The sequence below is a fragment of the Streptococcus sp. FSL R7-0248 genome (genome assembly GCF_037967965.1).
In the GTDB taxonomy this organism is placed as follows: Bacteria; Bacillota; Bacilli; order Lactobacillales; family Streptococcaceae; genus Streptococcus.
The window spans coordinates 442050-463908 of the sequence record NZ_CP150201.1 but is presented as its reverse complement, the minus strand read 5'-3'; the positions used below and the strand labels follow the sequence as shown (position 1 = coordinate 463908).

The 21859-nt window shown below is 41.0% G+C and carries 20 protein-coding genes, 1 tRNA gene and 2 pseudogenes; 1 reads left to right on the top strand and 22 read right to left on the bottom strand.

The window, feature by feature from the left end:
• Positions 1-23 precede the first annotated feature (23 nt).
• The 7 genes and pseudogenes from NYE32_RS02350 to NYE32_RS02320 form a co-directional block, all read right to left on the bottom strand.
• Positions 24-221: pseudogene (locus NYE32_RS02350) on the bottom strand (ammonia permease); the annotation flags it as partial.
• Positions 222-419: 198 nt separating this feature from the next.
• Complete coding sequence (rsmI, locus tag NYE32_RS02345; RefSeq protein WP_002890224.1) at positions 420-1286, bottom strand: 16S rRNA (cytidine(1402)-2'-O)-methyltransferase; 867 nt, start codon at positions 1284-1286, stop codon at positions 420-422.
• Between the two features lie 2 nt (positions 1287-1288).
• Positions 1289-1609, bottom strand: a complete 321-nt coding sequence (gene yabA / locus NYE32_RS02340; protein ID WP_002887582.1) for a DNA replication initiation control protein YabA — start codon at positions 1607-1609, stop codon at positions 1289-1291.
• Positions 1596-2402 carry a regulatory iron-sulfur-containing complex subunit RicT gene (gene ricT, locus NYE32_RS02335; protein WP_060971874.1) on the bottom strand — a complete coding sequence of 269 codons (807 nt, stop codon included), beginning with the start codon at positions 2400-2402 and terminating at the stop codon, positions 1596-1598. Before ricT ends, yabA begins: the two co-directional genes overlap by 14 nt.
• Positions 2399-3274, bottom strand: a complete 876-nt coding sequence (locus NYE32_RS02330) for a DNA polymerase III subunit delta' (protein WP_060971875.1) — start codon at positions 3272-3274, stop codon at positions 2399-2401. Before NYE32_RS02330 ends, ricT begins: the two co-directional genes overlap by 4 nt.
• An 8-nt stretch (positions 3275-3282) precedes the next feature.
• Positions 3283-3912 (bottom strand): dTMP kinase, encoded by a 630-nt coding sequence (gene tmk, locus NYE32_RS02325; RefSeq protein WP_064524810.1) that lies wholly within the window; start codon positions 3910-3912, stop codon positions 3283-3285.
• 144 nt (positions 3913-4056) lie between these two features.
• Positions 4057-4129: transfer RNA gene (locus NYE32_RS02320), tRNA-Thr, on the bottom strand.
• 208 nt (positions 4130-4337) lie between these two features.
• On the opposite strand from NYE32_RS02320, the pseudogene NYE32_RS02315 reads away from it, so the two are divergent.
• Positions 4338-5587 (top strand): annotated as a pseudogene (locus tag NYE32_RS02315) (ISL3 family transposase).
• A gap of 53 nt (positions 5588-5640) precedes the next feature.
• Here the strand turns inward: NYE32_RS02315 and tkt are convergent.
• The 15 genes from tkt to NYE32_RS02240 form a co-directional block, all read right to left on the bottom strand.
• The gene (tkt, locus tag NYE32_RS02310) at positions 5641-7626 is read right to left on the bottom strand and encodes a transketolase (protein ID WP_038675476.1); all 1986 of its coding nucleotides are present in this window, start codon (positions 7624-7626) and stop codon (positions 5641-5643) included.
• A gap of 256 nt (positions 7627-7882) precedes the next feature.
• Positions 7883-8641: a triose-phosphate isomerase gene (tpiA, locus tag NYE32_RS02305; protein WP_002890214.1), complete on the bottom strand. Its 759-nt coding sequence runs from the start codon at positions 8639-8641 to the stop codon at positions 7883-7885.
• A 253-nt stretch (positions 8642-8894) separates the two neighbouring features.
• Positions 8895-10091: an elongation factor Tu gene (tuf, locus tag NYE32_RS02300; protein ID WP_002890213.1), complete on the bottom strand. Its 1197-nt coding sequence runs from the start codon at positions 10089-10091 to the stop codon at positions 8895-8897.
• A gap of 236 nt (positions 10092-10327) precedes the next feature.
• On the bottom strand, positions 10328-11608 hold the full coding sequence (locus tag NYE32_RS02295) for an FtsW/RodA/SpoVE family cell cycle protein (protein ID WP_037599630.1): 1281 nt from the start codon (positions 11606-11608) through the stop codon (positions 10328-10330).
• Between the two features lie 259 nt (positions 11609-11867).
• Positions 11868-12284 (bottom strand): F0F1 ATP synthase subunit epsilon, encoded by a 417-nt coding sequence (locus NYE32_RS02290; RefSeq protein WP_002890211.1) that lies wholly within the window; start codon positions 12282-12284, stop codon positions 11868-11870.
• A gap of 12 nt (positions 12285-12296) precedes the next feature.
• Entirely contained in the window at positions 12297-13703 is a 1407-nt protein-coding gene (atpD, locus tag NYE32_RS02285) for a F0F1 ATP synthase subunit beta (protein WP_002890209.1), read from the bottom strand.
• A 76-nt stretch (positions 13704-13779) separates the two neighbouring features.
• Positions 13780-14658, bottom strand: coding sequence for a F0F1 ATP synthase subunit gamma (locus NYE32_RS02280; protein WP_002890208.1), 879 nt, complete (start codon positions 14656-14658; stop codon positions 13780-13782).
• 18 nt (positions 14659-14676) lie between these two features.
• Positions 14677-16182: a F0F1 ATP synthase subunit alpha gene (gene atpA / locus NYE32_RS02275; RefSeq protein ID WP_037601955.1), complete on the bottom strand. Its 1506-nt coding sequence runs from the start codon at positions 16180-16182 to the stop codon at positions 14677-14679.
• Between the two features lie 15 nt (positions 16183-16197).
• Entirely contained in the window at positions 16198-16734 is a 537-nt protein-coding gene (locus NYE32_RS02270; protein WP_037601953.1) for a F0F1 ATP synthase subunit delta, read from the bottom strand.
• A complete protein-coding gene (gene atpF, locus NYE32_RS02265) occupies positions 16734-17231 on the bottom strand; it encodes a F0F1 ATP synthase subunit B (RefSeq protein WP_014634008.1) in 498 nt (165 codons plus the stop codon). Before atpF ends, NYE32_RS02270 begins: the two co-directional genes overlap by 1 nt.
• A 20-nt stretch (positions 17232-17251) precedes the next feature.
• Positions 17252-17959: a F0F1 ATP synthase subunit A gene (gene atpB, locus NYE32_RS02260; RefSeq protein WP_037601951.1), complete on the bottom strand. Its 708-nt coding sequence runs from the start codon at positions 17957-17959 to the stop codon at positions 17252-17254.
• Between the two features lie 32 nt (positions 17960-17991).
• Positions 17992-18189 (bottom strand): F0F1 ATP synthase subunit C, encoded by a 198-nt coding sequence (locus NYE32_RS02255; RefSeq protein WP_002890193.1) that lies wholly within the window; start codon positions 18187-18189, stop codon positions 17992-17994.
• A 448-nt stretch (positions 18190-18637) separates the two neighbouring features.
• Positions 18638-21289: a valine--tRNA ligase gene (locus NYE32_RS02250; RefSeq protein WP_156685150.1), complete on the bottom strand. Its 2652-nt coding sequence runs from the start codon at positions 21287-21289 to the stop codon at positions 18638-18640.
• Between the two features lie 13 nt (positions 21290-21302).
• On the bottom strand, positions 21303-21482 hold the full coding sequence (locus NYE32_RS02245; protein WP_002885940.1) for a hypothetical protein: 180 nt from the start codon (positions 21480-21482) through the stop codon (positions 21303-21305).
• A gap of 1 nt (position 21483) precedes the next feature.
• Entirely contained in the window at positions 21484-21849 is a 366-nt protein-coding gene (locus tag NYE32_RS02240; RefSeq protein WP_002885992.1) for a hypothetical protein, read from the bottom strand.
• Between the last annotated feature and the right edge of the window lie 10 nt (positions 21850-21859).

Sequence of the window (21859 nt, the reverse complement as noted above, 5' to 3'; positions counted from 1 at the left end):
CCACGTTCACCAGTACGAATACGGATAGCACTCCAAATTGAAACAAAACCAGCTCCAGGTGTGATTGCAACTAGACCTGCTACCAAACCGGTTGAACCACCAACCAAGGATGGATGTCCTGTGACATGTTTTTCAATTGCCAACCATGAAAACATGGCTGCAGCAGCTGACACATGAGTGGTTATTAGCGCGTGAACCGCCAAACCATTGGCAGCCAAGGCTGGTGTCATCAAACAAACCATGGCAGAACAAATCAATATAAAGGCACTGCTACCTGTATCCATGAAACCACTCCAATGCATAAATTATTTTATGTCAGATAATATAACACAAAATCATGAGACAAACAAGTGTATTTACGGAATTTTTTGATAATTCTTTCTTTTCTAACATCTTGTGTTGCCACAAAAAAGAGCCTCTTAAACCCCATGAAAAAGGTTATAAAGCTCTTGTCTATTCATTTTTCGCTCTTTAGCAACGGTTTTTATAGCCTGATTAGGTTTCATTCCAGAGGCAATTAAAGCTTCTACAGCCTCTACCGGGGTAACATTTGATGTTAGATTTTCTTCCTTATCATTTTCAGAAGCTCCAGCCACAATCAGTAAACATTCACCCTTGAGAGGATTACTAGCAATATAATCTAAAACTTCTGAAATAGATCCTCGTTGGTACTCTTCATAAAGCTTGGTCAATTCTCGAACTAAAGTTACTTGACGGTTCCCATAGACCTCATGCATATTTTCAAGGGTGTCCGCCACACGGTAAGGTGACTCGTAAAAAATCTGTGTCTCAGGATAAGACAGTTTTTCCTTGAAGAAATCAATCTGCTGTCCTTTTTTACGGGGTAGGAAGCCATAAAAAATATGAGGTTGGGGTGCTAAACCACTGGCAATCAAGGCTGTAATACCAGCCGATGCTCCCGGTAAGGCCACCACTGGAATATCCTCAGCAATGGCAGCTTTGACCAAATCATGCCCAGGATCCGAAATAGAAGGCATCCCCGCATCAGAAACCTGAGCCAAAGAAAGACCTGACTTCAAGCGCTCCAGTAAATCTGGAATTTTCTCATAAGCATTGTGCTCATGAAAAGAATACTGCTTGGTTTCAATCTCAAAATGCTTGAGCAAGAGACCCGTATTGCGCGTGTCCTCCGCACAAATAAGATCCACCTCTTTCAGGATTTGCACACTACGAAAAGTCATATCCTGCAAATTCCCAATAGGTGTGGGAACCAGATAGAGGGTACCGTAGCTAGATTGCCCCTTAAAACTCTTTTGAACCTGCATGTTTAGTCTCCGTACAACAATTCTGCACAGAAGCCACAAGCTTCATTATTATCACGACGTTGGCCGTAAAAATCTGGACAAATATGGAATCCATCATCATAAATAGCCTCGAGGTTCACCTTACCATGAGACATTTTAGTCCCTGTCTCCTCTTGAACCACTTGACTCAAGTGCTCACGCAACTTGTCGTTTTCCAACTTGAGGGCCGTATTTTCATCAAGAATCCCTGAGAAGTTCGCCTTAATTGCTTCCACTTCTGCCAACATCGACATCAAATTTTGTGATAATTCCTCGAATTTATCATACAATTCACGCTTTTCCATTTAGCTGAACTTCCTCCACTCCATAAGTTAGGGGCGCACGCCCTTTTTCAAATACAACCTTAATGGTCCCTGCAATTACATCAATGGCAACGACCTGACCTGTGCCATCCTTGGTTTCAATGTCATCACCCAAGTCAGGATAACTAGCCTTGCTATCTCGGTAAAAGTCATCTTCATAACTGAGACAACACATAAGTCGACCACAGACCCCATTCATCTTACCAGAATTCAAAGATAAACTCTGATTTTTAGCCATCTTAATCGATACTGGTGGGAATTCACCCAAAAAACTAGAACAACAAAGTGCTCGGCCACAAGGTCCTAGGCCACCATAAATCTTTGATTCCTCACGACTCGAAATTTGGCGCAACTCAATACGTGTCTTAAAGTAAGAAGCCAAATCTTTGAGCAATTGACGAAAATCTACCCGTTTTTCAGCAACAAAACTGATTAGCACATAAGAGCAGTTTAGCGGAAAGACAATGTCAACCACCTTCATTTCTAGCTGATTTTGAGTAATTAAATCAGCTACTACTCCCATACTCTTTTCAGCCTTCAAAAGATTTTCATCATATCTAGCGAAATCTTTCTCTCCTGCCAATCCTTCAACCCGATTCAAATCCGCAGGCAAACTAACCTCAGGAAAATCTGTGTTTTCCATGACAACCTGGGCTAGGCGTTTATCTTTTTTCTCCAAAACGACTACAAAGTCATCTTTGGCATAATTTTTATCAGGAACAACATATTCTACTGCTCCAGTTTCTTCAAATTTTATTCCAATGACTTCTGTCATGATAATACCATATACTCCATCGCATTTTGAAAGCTGACATTAGCTAGCCACATTTTTCGTGCCTCATAAACTAAGCCTAACCATCGTCTTACTTGTGGATTTTGTATATCCTTCCCCAATTGATAAGTTAAAAAAGCCCAGACCATCTCTTGTTCCGACTTTTCACTACACTGGACAGCCAGTTTTGCAACATCCAAATAAAGCAGGTCCTGATTAGATAGCAGGGACTGTGTGAAACGCTCTACTGTATTAATCAGATCAAGAATCCTATTATCCTTAGCTAAGTCTAAAGCCTGAACATCATCTTTGGCAAAATCCGCCAACACTTTGGCTTGTGTCAACAACAAGCCTTCCTTCTGCAGTAATTCTTCCAGATAAGCCCGATTCTTAGGAAAATAAAAGAGTTGAGCTCGACTTTTAATCGTCGGTAACATACGACTATCATCAGCTGTCAAAAGAAAAATATAAATCTGACTTTGAGGTTCTTCAATAAACTTTAATAGACTATTGGCAGCATTGACATGCATCTTATCTGCATCACGAATGATAAACACCTGAGCCTGCCCCTCAAAACTCGATTGACTAAACTCTCTGGTCAACTGACGAATCGTGTCCGTCTTAATAATCTGTCCTTGTGGCTCTACTAATTTAACATCAGAAAAGTCCCCCTGTGCAATCAAGCGACAGGGACGACAATGACCACAAGGTAGACTATTCTCAGGAGTCACACAAAATCGACTCTGTGCTAGCCAAATAGCCATGTCGAGACTTCCAAAATCACCCGAAAACAAATAAGCATGACTCAAACGATTTTCCCTGATAATTTGTGAAAACTCTTCAAATAGTTTGCTTTGACTTTCAGCTAACTTCATCTTGCTCCTTATAAATAGCCTTTAATTACTTTCCAAGCGTCCTCTACAACATCTTCAAAAGCCTGTGAGGCATCGATTAGCTTGATACGTTCTGGTTCAGCCTGTGCTAAATCTAAATAACCTTGACGTACACGCTGATGCAAGTCAAGCTTCTCTAAATCCAACCGATTGACTTCACGTTCACCGCTGGCTGCAATGCGGGCCAAACCAGTCTCAGAATCCACATCAAACAATAGAGTCACATCAGGTTTATGCCCATCAGTCGCATAGGCATTTAACCAGGCAATCTCATCCTGATTCAAGCCACGACCAGTACCTTGATAAGCAACTGATGAATCAATAAAACGATCCATGATGACCATGTTGCCTTTTTCAAGCTCTGGTAAGACCTTCTCAACCAGATGTTGACGGCGAGCCGCAATATAGAGCAAGAGCTCTGTCTTAGCATCCATAGCCGTATTATCCACATCCAAAATAACCTCTCGGATTTGCTCTGCAATAGCCACTCCGCCTGGTTCACGTGTCGTCACGACTTGATCTGGATAAACCTCTCTTAAACGAGGCAAAAGAGCCTCCAAAACTGTAGTCTTTCCAGCACCGTCTGGCCCTTCAATTGAGATTAATAACCCTTTTGACATGATACTTCCTTCTGATTTTTTTCATCTTCTATTTTATCAAATTTTAGCTTAAAAGCACAATCTCAATTGAAATATAGGTTATCTAAAAGGATAAGAAAAAAGATTCCTAAAAATCTCTTTTTACTATCTTAATACTTCTGACCATGCCGATTGCAGGTTTCGAACCTGTGACCTACGCGTTACGAGTGCGTTGCTCTACCAACTGAGCTAAATCGGCTGACACAGTCATTCTAGCACTATGTCCTAAAAAGTCAAGTTCTGTATGAAATTTAGAAAAAAGAACTTGGACGAACCAAGCTCTTTCGGCTCTATAATTTCTGTAGTGGGTAAAACCACTGTAGAGATTATAGAGCTTTTTGAGTGTACACAAAAAGTCCCATAAGAACTATAATGAAAAGCGACCAAACTATCATTAGGAAGAACTTATGAGACTTATTAAGAATACCACAGAATTAATCGGAATTAAAGACCAAAATATCAAGATTTCACTTGTTTTTGAAACTAACACTCATATCGAGATTCAAGCAAAACTTGATTACCCTGCACCATCATGTCCTCATTGCCATGGAAAGATGATCAAGTACGACTTTCAAAAGCCTTCTAAAATCCCTCTTCTCGAGCAAGCGGGAACTCCAACACTACTACGTCTGAAGAAACGTCGCTTCCAGTGTAAAAATTGTAGGAGAGTCACGGTAGCTAAGACATCAATCGTTGAGAAAAACTGCCAAATCTCCAATCTAGTCCGGCAAAAGGTTGCACAACTTCTAACTGAGAAGGTATCACTAACGGATATTGCCAGAAGACTTCGTGTGTCGACATCCACTGTCTATCGTAAGCTTGACCAGTTTACTTTCAAGGAGCATTATGACAAGCTCCCAGCTGTTATGTCTTGGGATGAGTTTGGGTTCAAGAAAGGTGAACTCGCTTTTGTGGCGCAAAACTATGAGACCAACAAACTCATAACCATTCTTGATAATCGCCGTCAAACCACGATTCGAAACCACTTTTTAAAGTACCCATTGAAAGTTCGACAAAAGGTACAGTTTATTACAATGGATATGTCAGGAGCCTATATCCCACTAGCTCGCAGACTTTTCCCAAACGCCGAAATCATTATTGATCGTTTCCACATCATCCAGCACCTTGGTCGAGCCTTTTTAAAGACAAGGATTGCCATTATGAACCAGTTTGATAAGAAATCACTCCCCTACCGAGCCTTGAAAAATCACTGGCGACTCTTCCAAAAGGACAGCCGTAAGTTATCTTGTAAATCATTTCACTCGAAGACCTTTGGTCAAACCTTAAGTCCACATGAAGTCGTTAGGAAGACACTAGACTTTTCAGAAGAACTCGCTAATTATTATAACCTCTATCAGCTGTTGCTGTTTCACTTTCAAGAGAAGAGGGTAGATGAGTTTTTTGAGCTCATAGAGGAGAATATAAGCAAGGTCAATCATTACTTCAAAACTGTCTTTAGGACCTTCCTTAGACACAAACCATACATCAAAAACGCACTAGAAACACATTACTCAAATGCAAAATTGGAGGGGACCAATAAGCTTATCAAAGACATCAAACGTCTGGGCTTCGGTTTTAGAAACTTTATTAACTTTAGGAAGCGTGTTTTCATCACTCTGAACATACAAAAAGAGAAAACCTATCAGGTTCTCTCTAGATGTTAGCTTTTCGTCACCCACTACAGTTGACAAAGAGCCGCTCTTTCTTTTCTTACAATGATTTGTAAAGTTGACTTGCATTTTCAACAGTGAAACCATATTCTTTAAAGATACGGTCACCAGGTGCTGAGGCACCCCAAGTATCAATAGTAAGTGTCTTACCTGCAAGACCAACGTATTTGCCCCAACCAAAGCTAGTTCCAGCTTCGATAGCCAAACGTTTTGTCACAGCTGCTGGAAGAACTTCTTCTTTATATGCAGCATCTTGTTCATCAAAGAGATTTTGTGATGGCATTGAAACAACACGGACATGCACGCCTTCAGCTTCAAGAGCCGCTTGAGTATCAAGAGCCAATTTCACTTCAGAACCAGTCGCAATGATGATACCGTCAAGATCACCTTTAGCTTCTGAGATGATGTAAGCCCCTTTATTGACACCAGCTTCAGCATTTTCAGCTGTACCGTCAAGGACTGGCAAGTTTTGACGTGTCAAAACTAGCATTGTTGGACGTTCAGTCTCAGCCAAGGCACGTTTCCATGCAGCATTAGTTTCATTACCATCTGCAGGACGGATAACGTTAAGGTTAGGCATTGAACGCACACTTGCCAATTGTTCGATTGGTTCGTGAGTAGGTCCATCTTCACCAACTGCCACTGAGTCGTGTGTCATAACATAAGTTACTGGCAAGTTTTGAAGAGCTGCCATACGTACTGCTGGAAGCAAGTAGTTTGAGAAGACGAAGAAAGTACCACCATAAACACGAGTACCACCATGAAGAGCAATACCATTCATCGCTGCAGCCATAGCAAACTCACGTACACCAAACCAAATATTACGTCCAGCATAGTTGTCTGCTTGGAAATCAGACTCAGCCTTAACCATAGTATTGTTAGAAGCTGAAAGGTCTGCTGAACCTCCCCAGAATGAAGGAACTTGTTCAGAAATCTGTTGGATAGCTTGTTGGCTTGACACACGGCTAGCTACTGCTGAACCCAATTCATGAGCATTCAAGTCAACGTGTACAGTTTCATTTGCAAAAGCAGTCTTGTATTCAGCAGCCAATTCTGGGTAAGCAGCTTCATATTCTGCAAATTTAGTTTGCCAAGCATTTTCAGCAGCTTCACCACGGAATTTAATACCAACTTCAAAACGACGAGCGACTTCGTCTGGTACTGTAAAGGCTGGGGCATCATATCCGTAAACACCTTTAGCACGGTCGATACCCTCTTGACCAATTGGAGCACCGTGGACAGCTGATGTTCCTTGGCCTTCAGCTCCATAACCAATGATTGTCTTAACTTCAATGATAGATGGTTTATCTGTCTCTGCCTTAGCCTCTTCGATAGCCTTAGCAATAGCTTCCAAATCATTACCATCTTTAACAAGGATGTGTTGCCAACCATAAGCTTCAAACTTAGCCTTAACATCCTCAGTGAAAGCCATTGATGTTGGTCCATCAAGTGAGATATCATTTGAATCGTAAAGAAGAACCAACTTACCAAGTTTAAGATGACCAGCAAGACTAGCAGCTTCTTGAGAAACACCTTCCATCAAACAACCATCTCCATGGAGGGCATAAGTATAATGATCAACAATATCAAAACCAGGCTTGTTAAATTTAGCAGCCAAATGTGCTTCAGCCATTGCCATACCTACTGCATTAGCAATTCCTTGACCAAGAGGACCTGATGTTGCTTCAACACCATCAGTATGATTAACTTCAGGGTGACCTGGAGTCTTAGAACCCCATTGACGGAAGTTCTTCAAATCATCCATTGATACATCATAGCCTGAAAGGTGCAAGAGGCTATAAAGCAAAGCAGAACCATGACCTGCAGAAAGAACAAAACGGTCACGGTTTGTCCAGTTACGGCTAGTCTTTGGATTAACATTCATCACATGGTTCCAAAGTACATATGCCATTGGCGCTGCACCCATAGGAAGACCTGGGTGTCCAGAATTCGCGGCTTGAATGGCCTCGATCGAAAGCGAACGAATAGTGCTGACCGCCATTTGGTCAATTGCATCAAAAGTCATGATTTCTAATTCTCCTCTTCTTGGAAAAATGCGGAGCAAACAGACTATCAGTGCCTGCGCTCTAGTTATACTACTCTCATTATAGCATATTATCTGCCTCTTGGGACAATCCAATTCTATTTGTGAGCCCCTAAACCTATAAAATACAGGACCTAAAGCGTTCGTTTTTACAAACCAATAGCATTTGTCTTATCCCAAGCAATTATTAAATCTATTCATCAAAAAAAGCCGAGGGAAACCCCGACTTTATGTAAAATTATTTAACGAAGTCAAGCAATGCCAAGAAGCTTTCAGCTTCAAGTGATGCACCACCTACAAGAGCTCCGTCAACGTCTGGACAAGCCATGTATTCAGCAACGTTTTCAGGTTTAACTGATCCACCGTATTGAACACGTACTTTGTCAGCAACTTCTTGACCAAAGTCAGCAGCTACAACGTCACGAACAACTTTACACATTTTTTGTGCGTCGTCTTGTGAAGCTGATTTACCAGTACCGATAGCCCAGATTGGTTCGTATGCGATTACTGTTGAAGCTACTTGTTCTGCAGTCAATCCAGCAAGAGCAGCTGAAACTTGAGCTCCTACGAATTCTGCTGCTTTACCAGCTTCGTAAGTTTCAAGTGATTCACCACAACAGATGATTGGAAGCATACCGTTAGCAAAGATTGCTTTTGCTTTTTTGTTGATGTCTTCATCAGTTTCGTGGAAGTAGTCACGACGTTCTGAGTGACCGATAACAACGTAGTCAGTACCGATTTCTTTCAAAACTTGTGGGCTAGTTTCACCAGTGAAGGCACCAGCATTTTCAAAGTAAGTGTTTTGTGCAGCAACTTTAAGGTTTGAACCTTTAGCAGCGGCAAGTACAGCTGTCAAGTCAACTGCAGGAGCTGCGATACCAGCTTCAACAAGATCTGATGAAGGAAGTTTTGATGCTACAGCTTCAACGAATGCTTTTGCTTCTTCTGGATTTTTGTTCATTTTCCAGTTACCAGCGATAAATGGTTTACGTGACATTTCACATACCTCTTCTTTTATTTATTTACTCGTTTATTTTATCACAAATCCCTTACTATTACTAGGATTTTAGGAAAATTCCGAAAACTCGACTTGCTTTATGATTTTTTTCACTATCAAAACTTAGCTTAAGCACCTTAAACAGTTTAAAAGTATAGAATCACAAGTATTTTTTAACACCAAAAAGAGCCGAGTAACCTCGACTCTCTCAATTATTGTCTGACGAATAATTGTATTGGGAACTTAATATTAATTAAGCTTCGATTTCAGATACGATACCTGAACCAACAGTACGTCCACCTTCACGGATAGAGAATGTTGTACCTTGTTCAACGGCGATTGGGTGGATCAACTCAACGTCGATAGTCACGTTATCACCAGGCATAACCATTTCAGTACCTGCAGGAAGTTCGATTGAACCTGTTACGTCAGTTGTACGGAAGTAGAACTGTGGACGGTAGTTGTTGAAGAATGGAGTGTGACGTCCACCTTCTTCTTTAGAAAGGATGTAAACTTCACCTTTGAATTTAGTGTGTGGGTTGATTGAACCAGGTGCAGCCAATACTTGACCACGTTCGATTTCATCACGTTGGATACCACGAAGAAGGACACCGACGTTATCTCCGGCAATACCTTCGTCAAGTTGTTTACGGAACATTTCAACACCAGTAACAACTGCTTTTTGGATTTCTTCTTTAAGACCAACGATTTCAACTTCGTCATTGACACGAACAACACCACGGTCGATACGTCCTGAAGCAACAGTACCACGACCAGTAATTGAGAATACGTCTTCGACTGGAAGCAACAATGGTTTGTCAGTGTCACGTTCTGGTTCTGGAATGTATTCGTCAACAGTGTTCATCAAGTCCATGATGATGTCTTCGTATTTAGAATCACCTTCAAGAGCTTTAAGAGCTGAACCTTGGATAACTGGAATGTCATCACCTGGGAAATCGTATTCTGAAAGAAGGTCACGGATTTCCATTTCAACCAATTCAAGCAATTCTTCATCGTCAACCAAGTCAACTTTGTTCATGAAGACGATAAGGTGTTTAACACCAACCTGACGTGAAAGAAGGATGTGCTCACGAGTTTGTGGCATTGGTCCGTCAGTAGATGCTACTACAAGGATCGCACCGTCCATTTGAGCGGCACCAGTGATCATGTTTTTAACGTAGTCCGCGTGTCCTGGCGCGTCGATGTGAGCGTAGTGACGTTTTTCAGTTTCATACTCAACGTGTGCAGTGTTGATTGTGATACCGCGTTCACGTTCTTCTGGAGCAGCGTCGATTGAAGCGTAGTCTTTTGGTGTGTTAACTGCGCTAGGAAGACGACGAGCCAATACAGTTGTGATAGCAGCTGTCAAAGTAGTTTTACCGTGGTCAACGTGTCCGATTGTACCAATGTTAACGTGTGGTTTACTACGATCGTATTTTTCTTTTGCCATTTAGGAAAAGCCTCCAATAAAATATATTTTATAGATAGACAGTAGGCAATACAGTCTAACTTTACTCTACTATTCTATCAAAATGTCATAGAATTGCAAGTATTTTATATAGTTTTCAGTTTTTCTTTAGAGTAATTACAAATATTCCTTTCACTAATTCTATTTCTACTGCTCCTATTAGCTTTCACTATATTCATACTACTGACTAACACCATCTAACGAAAAAAGAAGCCGTATTAACGACTTCTTCTTAAAGGTACGATTTTTTCATCTTGATTTTCCAATTCTTGAGTCTGAGATAACTCATCCTCAATCGCTTGAACAATATTATCACGCTTTTCATTAGCAGCGATGTTCAAGACAAAGGCTATCCCAACTGAAGTCACTAAAAGAGAGTTACCTCCTTGCGAAAGGAAGGGGAAGGTAACCCCTGTTGATGGAATTAGCCCTGAGATTCCTCCGATGTTAACGAAGACCTGCATTAGCATTAAGGCACCTACACCCAATGCCATCATAGAGTTAAAAGGATTTCGTGCCTTTACTCCCACAATCATAATACGAAGAATGAGGAAAAAGAGGAGGGCCAGAATCAAGCCAGCTCCGATAAGACCTAACTCTTCAATTGCAATTGAAAACACAAAGTCTGTTGTAGCTTCTGGGAGATAACCAGTTTTTTCAATCGAATTTCCAAGTCCAAGACCGAACCAGCCCCCATTACTCATAGCATAGTAGGAATGAGATAGCTGGAGACCAGATCCAGTCAAATCCTTGAACGGATTAAAATATGCTGCGAAACGCTTGGCAACATAACCGAAGATAGGTACCTTAGCCATGGTTTGAACCCCAACCAAGGCAATTAAACCAAGGAAGGCTGATGAAATCCCTACAATGCCTGCAAATAAGGCCGTGAACCAACGGTAGCCAACACCAGAAATTGAAAACATAACTACCGTAGTCAATACAATGATAGCCGCATTACCCAAGTCAGGTTGGATAGCAACCAAACCAATCATTACAAGCAAATAAACACGCCAGTCATTAAGTTCCTTACCATTCCTAGGAATCCATCTATTCTTCGTCAAGGCTTGGTAGTCATAACGTTCTATAGCAGACTGTTTTTTTGAAAAAGTGTGTGCCAAAAACCAGACAACAATGATCTTAAGGTACTCCGCTGGTTGGAAAGACAAGGGACCAAGCACAATCCAACCATTGGCACCATTGATTTCCCTGGTGAAAAATTTGGCAATGACCAAAAGTAAAATCTCAAAGGCAATAACAACACCCAAAAGCTTATCTTTCCTGAGAAAGTTCAACTTCAGTCGGTAGATGAAAAAAATAGAGAACAAGGATACCAACCAAAAGGCTCCTTGGTTTATAACAGATGCGAAGGGATTGGCTCCCAAGGCTACTAAACGAGCACTTGTTGTTGAATACACTACTATTAAACCAACTATGGATAAGATTAAATAAGGTATCAAGATGGTGTAATCTAAAAGATGCTTCTTTTCAATTTTCATATCTTTAAAAAACTCATACTTTCTATTACGTTACTATACATTTTCTCTTAAAATATAAAGCTAACAGCTTATATTATAACACTTTGATACCTTAAACTAAAGTAAAAGCTAAATTAACCGTTTTCAGGACTGGAAATCTGATTTTTTATCTTACCTTCAGATAGGTTTTAAAATGAGCTTTCTTTGATAACTTTGCTACTTCTCATGTTTTCTTTTACGACAAATAAAAAACGGGACCAAAGTCTCGTTTTTTGTTGTCTTATTTTGTACCGACACTGATACGATTAAGTGCTCGACGGAGAGCAACCTGAGCACGTTGAACTTCATCAATACGGTCAGATTTAGTTGCTTCTTCCAAGTCACGTTCGGCACGTTGCTTGGCACGTTCGGCACGAGAAACGTCAATGTCGCGTTCACGTTCTGCTGAATCGGCAACGATAGTAATAAAATCATCTTTAACTTCGATGATACCACCGTTTACGGCAATCCAATCGACGTGACTCTCGTCATCCACACGACGAACCTTGAGTTCATCCACTTCAAGTGGCGCAATCAAGTTAATATGGCCTGGCAAGATACCAATTTGACCATCTTTAGTAACCGCGTGGATAAAGCTGGCATGGTGGTCATATTTCAGACCATCCGGAGTTACCACTTGTACGGTCATTTGTGCCATATCTTCACCTCATTAGTAGCCCATAGCTTTAGCTTTAGCTACTACATCCTCAATTGGACCTACGCTACGGAAGGCATCTTCTGGAAGATTATCATATTTACCTTCAAGGATTTCTTTAAAGCTACGAACGGTTTCAGCAACTGGAACATAAGAACCTGGTTGACCTGTAAACTGTTCAGCAACGTTAAAGTTTTGTGACAAGAAGAATTGGATACGACGAGCACGTCCAACCAATGTTTTTTCTTCGTCTGACAATTCATCCATACCAAGGATAGCGATAATATCTTGCAATTCACGGTAACGTTGAAGCACACGTTGAACTTCAGTCGCAACAGCATAGTGTTCTTCACCAACAATTTCAGGTGAAAGGGCACGTGAGCTTGATGCCAATGGGTCAACGGCTGGGTAAATACCCATTTGTGTCAACTTACGTTCAAGGTTGGTTGTAGAATCCAAGTGAGCAAATGCTGTAGCTGGCGCTGGGTCAGTATAGTCATCGGCTGGAACGTAGATGGCTTGGATTGATGTAACAGAACCTTTTTTAGTTGATGTGATACGTTCTTGCAATTGACCCATTTCAGTAGCAAGTGTAGGTTGGTAACCAACGGCTGATGGCATACGACCAAGAAGGGCAGAAACCTCAGAACCTGCTTGAGTGAAACGGAAGATGTTATCGATGAAGAGAAGCACGTCTTGACCTTCGACATCACGGAAGTATTCCGCAATTGTCAAACCAGTAAGAGCAACACGCATACGTGCTCCAGGTGGTTCGTTCATTTGACCGAAGACCATGGCTGTTTTCTCAATAACGCCAGATTCTTTCATTTCCCAGTAAAGGTCATTACCTTCACGTGTACGTTCACCAACACCTGTAAACACGGAAATACCACCGTGCTCTTGGGCAATGTTGTGAATCAACTCTTGAATAAGAACGGTTTTACCAACACCGGCACCACCAAAGAGTCCGACTTTACCACCTTTAAGGTAAGGGGCAAGCAAGTCGATAACTTTAATCCCTGTTTCAAGGATTTCAGTAGATGTTGACAATTCATCGAAAGTTGGTGCTTTTTTGTGAATTGGTTCACGCTCTGCATCTTCTGCAAAAGGTGCTTCCAAGTCAATGGTATCACCAAGGACGTTAAAGACACGTCCAAGGGTATCTTTACCAACAGGAACGCTGATTGGACGACCAGTATCCAGAACTTCTAGTCCACGAGTCAATCCATCAGTAGATTCCATGGCAATGGTACGAACCACACCTTCTCCAAGTTCAAGAGCTACTTCGAGCACGATACGTTTAGACTTTTGTTCATCAGTATAAACGACCAATGCATTGTTAATCTCAGGGAGTTTATCACCAGCTGCAAACGCTACGTCTACAACAGGACCAACAACCTGAGCAATTTTGCCTGAGCTCATTGTTTTCTCCTTATGATAGTTTTTTGGATGACAATCATCCCTTTTTCATGTGTGTCTAATTAAGACAAATCTCTAGCTATTCAAGTGCACTTGCACCACCAACAATTTCAGTAATTTCCTGAGTGATGGCAGCTTGACGCGCACGGTTATATTGGATTGTCAAATCGTTAATCACATTCTTAGCATTATCAGTGGCTGTCTGCATTGCAGTCATACCCGCTGCGTGCTCAGCTGTTTTGGCATCTACGATAGCACCGTAGATAAGACTCTCCGCATATTGTGGTAAGAGTTGATCCAAAATAGTGTCACGATCTGGTTCCAATTCAAACTTGGTCAACACATGACCTTCTGATTCATTGGGATCCAAATCAGCGATAGGAAGCATTTGTTCCACACGAACTTCGCTAGACAAACTGTTAACATGGTGGTTATAGCACACATAGAGTTCATCAAAAAGTTCATTTTGATACATTCCTACAGCTTTAGAAATGATTTTTCCGACTTGATCAAAACTAGGTTGATCTTCAAGGCCACGAAGTTCAAAAGCAACATTCATGTTACGAGCCTTGAAGAAATCTGAACCTGTTCCACCAATAGAAATGATAGCATATTCATCTTCAGAATCATGGTCACGTTTAATCATGTCCAACACAGCTTTAAGAATTGTTGAGTTATAACCTCCAACAAGTCCTTTATCTGAAGTAATGACAATGTAACCTGTCTTACGAACTGGACGTGCATCCAACATTGGATTTGACGAACCATTAATTAATTCTGAATGTAGAAGATCTGTTGTGATCTGTCTAATTTTTGAGGCATAGATTTGGAAATCTTTAGCAGCTTGCTCAGAACGTGTCAATTTTGATGCAGAAACCATTTGCATGGCTCCTGTGATCTGACTCGTTTTCTTTGTTGAAGCAATTTTTGCTTGGATTTCTCTTAGAGAGCCTGCCATATGCTGTCCTCCCTATTTCTATTTGTATTCTGACTGATCTTTGAAAGCTTGGATAGCTTCATTAAGTACAGATTCCTCAGGAATATCCTTAGTTGTACGAATAGTTTCAAAGATATCCTCATGGTGACTATCAAAGTAGTCATAGAGTGCTTCTTCAAAATCCAAGATTTGATCAACCGGAACACTATCCAAGAAACCGTGTGTCAAAGCGTAAAGGATAACAACTTGTTTCTCAACTGGAAGTGGTTTATGAAGCGGTTGTTTCAAAACTTCGATTGTACGACGACCACGGTTCAATTTCGCTTGAGTCGCAGCATCCAAATCTGAACCAAATTGCGTAAAGGCTTCAAGTTCACGATATGAAGCCAAGTCAAGACGAAGTGTACCAGCAACCTTCTTCATCGCTTTAATTTGCGCTGATCCACCTACACGTGATACGGAAGAACCCGCATCAATGGCTGGACGAATACCTGAGTTAAACAAGTTTTCTTGCAAGAAGATTTGTCCATCTGTGATTGAGATAACGTTTGTTGCGATATAAGCTGAGATATCTCCGGCTTGCGTTTGGATGATTGGCAAGGCAGTAATTGAACCACCACCAAGATCATCTGAAACTTTAGCTGAACGTTCCAAAAGACGTGAGTGGAGATAGAAGACATCCCCTGGGTAGGCTTCACGACCTGGTGGACGACGGAGAAGCAATGAAAGTTCACGGTAGGCCACGGCTTGTTTAGACAAATCATCATAAACAATCAAGACGTGTTTTCCGTTATACATGAACTCTTCAGCCATTGCAACACCAGCGTAAGGTGCGATGTAAAGCAATGGTGATGGTTGTGATGCTGAGGCAGTCACAACGATTGTGTAATCAAGAGCACCATGTTTACGGAGAGTTTCTACTTGTGTACGAACTGTTGATTCTTTTTGACCAATAGCCACATAAATACAGATCATATCTTGTCCTTTTTGGTTCAAGATAGCATCAATGGCTACTGAAGTTTTACCAGTTTGGCGGTCTCCGATGACCAACTCACGTTGACCACGTCCAATTGGAACCAAGGCATCAATGGCCTTAAGACCAGTTTGCAATGGCTCAGAAACTGATTTACGTTGCATAACACCTGGAGCAGGTGTTTCAACTGGACGGAAACCTGTTGTTTCGATGTCACCAAGACCATCAACTGGTTGCCCAAGTGGGTTTACTACACGACCAATAAGGGCTTCACCAACTGGAACTTCCATGATTTTTCCAGTACGTTTAACAATATCGCCTTCACGAATTGCTACGAAATCCCCCAAGATAATGATACCGACATCATTAGATTCAAGGTTTTGGGCCATACCATAGGCACCATTTTCAAATTCGAGCAACTCACCACTCATGGCATTATCAAGACCACGAGCACGTGCGATACCGTCACCGATATAGGTAACGACACCAGTTTCAGTGACGTCAAAGTTTGGCTGGAAGTTTTCAATTTGCTTTTTAATTAAAGCGCTAATTTCTTGTGCGTTAATTGCCAAAAGTCACACCACTTTCTATTTCAAATTCGTTTTAAAGGTTTGCAATTGACTGCGAATTGACGTGTCAACAACCTTATTTTTTGCTTTGATGACGAATCCTCCGATGAGGTCCTCATCAATTTTTTCTACTAAACGACGTGTCTTAATCTCAAATTTTTGTGAAACAATCGCCAAAAGTCGGGCTTTTTGTTCCTCAGACAAGGGACTTGCTGATGTCACTGTGACATCGTAACTATTGTCTTCTTGGTCAAAGAGCTCAAGGACCAATTTCAACACATCATAGAGAATGTTGGCACGGTCATTGAGTAAGATTACCTCAAGAAAATTGTTCATATACACTGAACAAGACTCTTGAAACAAGCTCAAACTTTCTTTTTTAGCTTCACTTGTCACATTTTCCTGCGACAAGAAGGTTTTTAGATTTGTTTCAGCAAAAACTGTTAGGATTTGCCTTACTTCTTCTTGGATTGTTGACACGGCGTCTTGTTCAAAAGCGACTTCTACCAGGCTTCTGGCATACTGCTCAACAAGAGCTTGTGTTTTCTTATCCATTAAGCATCTCCTAATTGATCAAGATAGCTATCAATCAAGTCAGATTGCGCTTTAGCATCAAGGTTTTGTTTCATAACTTTTTCCGCCAAGAGGACAGTCAAGTCTGCAACTTCACCTTTAACGCCAGCAAGTGCTTCCACACGGCTTTGGGCAATGTCTTGATTTGCTTTTTCTTTCAAGCGTTTAGCTTCATCATGTGCTTCTGCAATGATTTTTGATTCTTGAGTTTTACCAGTTTCCTTGGCCCCATCAATAATTTGAGCTGCCTCAGTGCGAGCACCTGCCAACTCATCTTGACGTTTTTGTGCCAAGCTTTCTGCTTCTTGACGAGCATTTTCAGCACTATCAATATCTGTGGCAATTTTCTTTTCACGAGCAGCAAAGATTCCTGTAATTTGATCCCATGCGAATTTACGGATGAGGTAATACAAGAGAAAAACTGAGCCGAGTGTGATAATGATATTACCAAGTGTCGTACTATTAATAAGTATTGACATTTCATTTCTCCCTTTCTTAATTATTCTTCGTTGACTTTATCACCAATATAGTTTGAACTTAGGATAATAAAGACATAGGCTTGGATAAAGCCGATAAAGGCTGAAAAGGCAACCCAGACAAGGTTCAAAGCAAAGGATACAGGTGCTGCAAAAGCAGACCAGGTCACCAATTGAAGAATCAAGCCAGTAAGTACCTCACCAGAATAAATGTTACCAAACAAACGCAAGGCCAATGAAGCAGGGTTGGTTAATTGTTCCAAAATGTTCATTGGGAGCATAGCTGGGTATGGTGAAAGGTAGCCCTTTAGATAGCCTTTAAACCCTTTTTTACGGATCCCCTCAATATGACTAATGAGGGTAATAATCAAAGAAAGAGTGATAGTAACACCGAAGTTCGATGTTGGAGAAGTCCAAAAATTGTAATGCTCACTTTTTACAGACACAAGCAAACCTAAGTTGTTTGCTGTAAAAACAAAGGTGAAAATTACAAACAAGAGCAAACTATAATTCTTCGTGAATTTCCCAAGACTTTGAGAAATGGTACTATTCACAAACTCATAGATGAACTCAAGCACATTTTGTTTTCCCTTTGGTTTAATGGTCATCTTACGACTTGACCAAAAAACCACTCCAAAAACGATAATTACTGTCAAGAGAGACATGGCAAGGACAGTCAAGTCAAAATCAATCCCAAATAATGAGACGGTTGGATTACTTGTAGTTTCCACTGCTCATCCCTCCTTCATCTTTTATTTGTCTATTAGACAATGTAGCTAAGGGCAAACAATACGAAGAAGGTACCTTCGATAAAGGCAACACCAGTAAACATCAATGTTTGAAGTTTGCTAAACATCTCAGGTTGGCGAGCTGCAGCTTTAGCGATATTGGCAACGAGGATACCCTCACCAACAGATACACCCATAACGGCCAAACCGAGGGCTAAGATAGTTAGATTCATAGTAGAATTCTCCTTTTAATTTTTTTTACCCTGTTATTTTAGTCCTATTTTCCACGAAAGTCAACGAATTGATGGTTTTTTAGACGTTTTCACTGACTTTGCCTAACGTTTTCACTAATTTTACGTAAGCGTTTACTTTTAATGAAAAACTAGTCTGCTTATTACAAAAAAAACAAGCCTAACTATGGTAGGTTAGACTTGTTTGGGAAATTTATGAAAAAAAGAAAGTTTCACTGTCTGACTCATCGTCAGAGGTGTGAGTTCTACCGAACCATGTTCAGCAATACTTATTAGAATGATTATAGTATAGCTTGGGTTGCTTAAAGAAAGCTGAAGAGGAGCGTTTATTTCTCTTTCTTCCACAATAGATCAATTTGTCTAGCCTCTTCTTTAAAACAACACTAATACAATTCATTAAAAAACACGGCATTCCGCCGTGTTTCTATGTTTATTTCACCAATTTCTTCATTTCTTCAATACGTACGACTGTCGCATCGTATTTAGCTTGGTAATCTTCTTGTTTGTCGCGTTCTTTTTGGACGACTTCTGGTTTGGCATTGGCTACGAAGCGTTCGTTAGAGAGCTTCTTACCGACCATATCCAGTTCTTTTTGCCATTTGGCTAATTCTTTTTCAAGACGAGCCAATTCTTCTTCAACATTAAGAAGGTCAGCAAGTGGCAAGTAGATTTCTGCACCTGTGATGATGCTTGACATAACCAAGTCAGGTACTTCGACATCTGCTGCAATTTCCAAGTGTTCTGGATTTGTGAAGCGTTTGATGTAGTTGACGTTATCATTGAAGAAGGCATCGAGCTTGCTGTCGCTAGTCTTAATCAAGATGGTGATCGGCTTGCTTGGAGCCACATTAACTTCTGCACGTGAGTTACGGACAGAACGAATCACGTCTTTAAGAGCTTCAACGCCAGCTGCCGCTTCTTCATTTTCAAATTCTGGACGAACCACTGGGTATTCAGCCGTCACGATAGTTCCTTCAGAGATTTGGCCGTAGATTTCTTCAGTTACGAATGGCATGATTGGGTGAAGGAGACGCAAGATTTGGTCCAAAGTGTAAAGAAGGACAGAACGAGTGATGACTTTTTCGTCCTCGTTATCGCTGTAAAGCACTTCCTTGGTCAACTCAACGTACCAATCCGCAAACTCATCCCAGATGAAGTTGTAGAGGATGTGTCCAGCCACACCGAATTCAAACTTATCAAAGTTTTCAGTGACTTTGCCGATTGTTTCGTTGAGGTTGTGGAGAATCCAACGGTCTGTGACATTACCTGCTTGACCAGCAGCGACTTTAGCTACATTTTCACGCGCCGCATCCAAGGTCAACCCTTCATTATTCATGAGAATGTAACGAGAGATGTTCCAGATCTTGTTAATGAAGTTCCAAGATGCATCCATTTTCTCGTAAGAGAAGCGCACGTCTTGACCTGGTGCAGAACCGTTTGAAAGGAACCAACGAAGGGCATCAGCACCGTATTTTTCGATAACATCCATTGGGTCAATACCGTTACCGAGGGACTTAGACATCTTGCGTCCTTGCTCGTCACGGATAAGACCGTGGATAAGGACATTCTTAAATGGTTGACGGCCAGTGAATTCCAATGATTGGAAGATCATACGAGACACCCAGAAGAAGATGATGTCATAACCTGTGACCAGTGTTGATGTTGGGAAGTAACGTTTGAAGTCTTCCGAGTCGACATCAGGCCAGCCCATAGTTGAGAATGGCCAGAGGGCAGAACTGAACCAAGTATCCAAGACATCTTCGTCTTGTTTCCAGCCATCACCTTCTGGTGCTTCTTCGCCAACGTACATTTCACCTTCAGCATTGTACCAAGCAGGGATTTGGTGACCCCACCAGAGCTGACGAGAAATTACCCAGTCGTGGACATTTTCCATCCATTGAAGGAAGGTATCGTTGAAACGAGGTGGATAGAAATCAACCTTGTCGTCTGTGTCTTGGTTAGCAATGGCATTTTTCGCCAATTGATCCATCTTAACGAACCATTGTGTCGACAAACGTGGCTCAACAGGCACACCTGTACGCTCTGAGTGACCAACTGAGTGAGTCATTTTCTCAATTTCAACAAGGGCACCGATTTCTTCCAATTTCTTAACAACAGCCTTACGTGCTTCAAAGCGGTCCATACCGTTGAATTCACCAGCCAATTCATTCATGGTACCATCATCGTTCATAACGTTGACTTGTGGCAAGTTATGACGTTGACCAACCAAGAAGTCATTAGGGTCGTGGGCAGGAGTGATTTTAACCACACCAGTACCGAATTCAGGGTCTGCGTGTTCGTCCCCAACGATTGGGATTGGCTTGTTCAAGATTGGCAAGATAACATTTTTACCAATCAAGTCTTTATAACGGTCATCATTTGGGTTAACCGCTACAGCAGTATCCCCAAACATAGTCTCAGGACGAGTTGTTGCTACTTCAAGGGCACGTGAACCATCTTCCAACATGTAGTTCATGTGGTAGAAAGCACCTTCAACATCCTTGTGAATAACCTCGATATCAGAAAGGGCTGTACGAGCTTTTGGATCCCAATTGATGATAAATTCACCACGGTAAATCCAACCTTTTTTGTAAAGCTCTACAAAAACCTTACGAACCGCTTTTGAAAGACCTTCGTCAAGGGTGAAACGCTCACGAGAGTAGTCTACAGAGAGACCCATCTTACCCCATTGTTGCTTGATAGTTGAGGCATACTCGTCTTTCCATTCCCAAACTTTAGTCAAGAAAGATTCACGACCCAGGTCATAACGAGAGATGCCCTCTTCAGCCAAACGCGCTTCAACCTTAGCTTGAGTGGCAATACCTGCGTGGTCCATACCAGGAAGCCAGAGCGTGTCGAAACCTTGCATGCGTTTTTGGCGGATGATAATATCTTGCAAAGTAGTATCCCAAGCGTGACCAAGGTGAAGTTTACCAGTTACGTTTGGTGGTGGAATAACGATTGAATAAGGCTTAGCCTTTTTATCGCCAGAAGGCTTGAAAACATCCTCATCAAGCCATTTTTGGTAACGACCAGCCTCAACCTCGGCTGGATTGTATTTAGGTGAAAGTTCTTTAGACATGTGTTTGTCCTTTCTAGCTATTTCTTTTCTTTTCTTCTATAACTTTATCAACTACCTTAGTGACTAAAGTTTCGACCATGAATTTCATTTGTTTTTTAAATTCTTCACTTTTCAGAAATTCTGTTATCAATTCTAGCATAAATTTAATAACAGCTTTTCCTCCTTTAACAGCTAAATCCCCAACATTTGCCATTTTATACTCCTTTTTTTAGCTCACGAATAATCTTTTTTAAATATTTGTTTTTTGTTGTTTTTTCCAAGAAATCATAAGCACTTTGTTTCAAATCATCTTTTTCAATTTCAGGATTAAGTTCAGCCTCAACTTTTAAAGCATGGTATAATGCTTTCGGTTTCAAATCAATACTTTTTTGAAATTCAACTAATTGTAATTTTACTTCGTTGTCAATTTTTTCCTGTAGTTGGGGTGTTATTAGATCAGCTGGTAATACTTCTTTGTACTTATTTATTCCTTCAGATAAGTTAGATTCAAAACGAACTAACTCTTTTTCCTGTTGATTTTCTACTTCCTTAATAATTAAATCCAAGCTTTCGTTTTCCATTTTGTACCTC